Origin of the sequence: Elstera litoralis (genome assembly GCF_000963705.1) — a bacterium.
Lineage (GTDB): Bacteria > Pseudomonadota > Alphaproteobacteria > Elsterales > Elsteraceae > Elstera > Elstera litoralis.
The window spans coordinates 1-2197 of record NZ_LAJY01000264.1 but is presented as its reverse complement, the minus strand read 5'-3'; the positions used below and the strand labels follow the sequence as shown (position 1 = coordinate 2197).

The window sequence follows — 2197 nt, the reverse complement described above, 5'->3', positions numbered from 1 at the left end:
AACAATTATACCTGGAAAATGTTCTTACCATAATTTAGAGCTGTAAAGATCTGGGTTCAATCTTGGAAATATGTGAGTAATATCAAGCTGAACCCAATGCAGAAGATGTTCTAACCGAAATAAACTCGCTGGCTCCGCACGCCGGAAGCCCAAGTTCGGCAATCAGTGGGCTATCAAAATGCCCATTCAGCAGAGAAATTCCCTCCTTTTTTAACTGGTCTCGCGTTCCCCCGCCACCGTCCGCGCGCAAGCGCCGCATGAAATCCTTCTGCTGCGCTACTGCCTCGATCACATCGCGGGTGATCGGTCGGCCCTGAACCTCGCGGAATAGCGCCATAACCCGCGCGTTACCGTTGCTCCCCGCAAAGATGCGGTCGATCGCCTCATGGGGCACCGTGCGCCAGAAGTTCGGCGGGTAAGGATGATCCCTGAGCAACCATAGAATGTTGGGGAAGCCCGCCGCCGAAATGCTCTTCTTGGAATCCTTGTTTTGCCCGGCGGTCAGATTTTCAAGCCGCGCAACAAATAGACCCAGATAGCATTTTTCCCTCGTTTCATCGGCGGCAACGAGGATGCAGGGCTGGTCGAATGCCTCGGTGGGGATCATCCAATTGTCGCCCATCGTGTGCTTGATATCTACATCCTGCCCCGCGATCACCGTATCGAGCTTCCCCTTCGACAGGCGCAACAGGGTTCGCAGGTCAATTTCAACGCGGGTACCGATGTAGGTCTTTTCGGTCTTCTCCAACTCGTCATAGGCCCGCCGCCCGGTTTTCGGCGTTTGAATGACCGCGTCGATACAGTCACGCAGCATGAGGGGGAATTTCTCGGCAAGCGCCTCCCGGCCCCCGGCACGCCGAAAGATTTCTTCCGCCAGCACGGTCAGCAAATTGTGGTCGCGGTGCCCTGGCCCAACGACGCTCTCGGGTAACTGCTTTTTCACGATGTTCCTGGACGGATTTCAGCCGCCCCAAGGTCGCACAGTTACCCGGTGTTTTGAAGCCTAAGCGCGCAACGCTCTGAGCATCGGTCGCCGAAGCGCTTCCGCGATCTTTTCGGCAACCGCGCGGGCAACCGGCGGCGGGAAGGCGTTACCGACTTGCCGATAAGCGTTCGTCTTCCGCCCGTGAAACTGCCAATCGTCGGGAAACCCTTGAAGCCGGGCAACCATCGGCACGGTTAAGCGCGGCATCCCCTGATGGAACGGATCGGGCGCTTCTTCGGCAATAGTGCGGCCTTCCACATTCAGCGCCGCCCAAGCCCGCCTTGCGCGGGTTGGCCCTAAGTCTGGCCCGCCATGCTTTTTGGAGCCGCCAACGATCGTGGGCGCTATTTCATCAGCCTGATCCCGCCATGCTTGAGCGCCCCGCCACCCGCGTTCCGCCATCATATCGTAGAGTGTTTCACCTACTGTCGGCGGGTTATGGCCGTTGGGTTCCGGCCAGCCGAAGAACTCCGACCGATCACTCCTCACCGCGACGATAACGACGCGCGGCCGGAGTTGTGGGACGCCGAAATCGGAGGCATTCAGCAAGCGCCAATCCACTTCGTAACCGAGCTGGCGAAGCTGGCGCTTGAGGCGTTCCCGGTAGTCGCTAAACACGGCATCGAGAAAGCCGCGCACGTTCTCGATCATCACCGCCTGCGGGCGAACCGCATCAATGATATCGACCGCATCATTGAACAGGTTGCGCTCATCCTGCTCACCGAGTTGCTTCCCGGCGACTGAAAACGGCGGACAGGGCAGGCCACCTGCGACGAGATCGACACCTGCAAAAGCAGCCGCACGGTCCTTGAACTGCCGAACATCGTCCTCAATCACATTCCAACGGGGGCGATTGTTCCGAAGCGTTTGGCAGCAATGAGCATCAATCTCCACAAGCGCTTCATGCCCAAACCCGGCCTGTTCCAGGCCCAGCGCTTGCCCTCCGGCCCCCGCGCAAAGCTCGATTGATGTCAGCATGTGGACGCTCCTATTTTTCCTGTAGAACGCAATTCGGTTCGGGCTTGCAACGGTACAGGCGTGCGAGTGAATTCGTTCCTGTATAGTTCTTTCTATCGTGAAATTGGAAGGGAAGCAACGACCTTACTACTCTGTCGCTATTTGAGCATCCAGACTGCGGGGCGACTCTCTATAACTGAGCTATCTAGTTCAACGATTCAGTAAAAGAATAAAAATAACAATTTTCTTGGGACA

Annotated in this window: 2 protein-coding genes; both read right to left on the bottom strand. The window is 56.9% G+C overall.

The features are described from left to right. Positions 1-82: 82 nt before the first annotated feature. Positions 83-880, bottom strand: coding sequence for a NaeI family type II restriction endonuclease (locus VZ95_RS10930; RefSeq protein ID WP_232302612.1), 798 nt, complete (start codon positions 878-880; stop codon positions 83-85). Positions 881-1003: 123 nt separating this feature from the next. Then, positions 1004-1963, bottom strand: coding sequence for a DNA cytosine methyltransferase (locus VZ95_RS10925; protein ID WP_045775870.1), 960 nt, complete (start codon positions 1961-1963; stop codon positions 1004-1006). Positions 1964-2197: the final 234 nt, after the last annotated feature.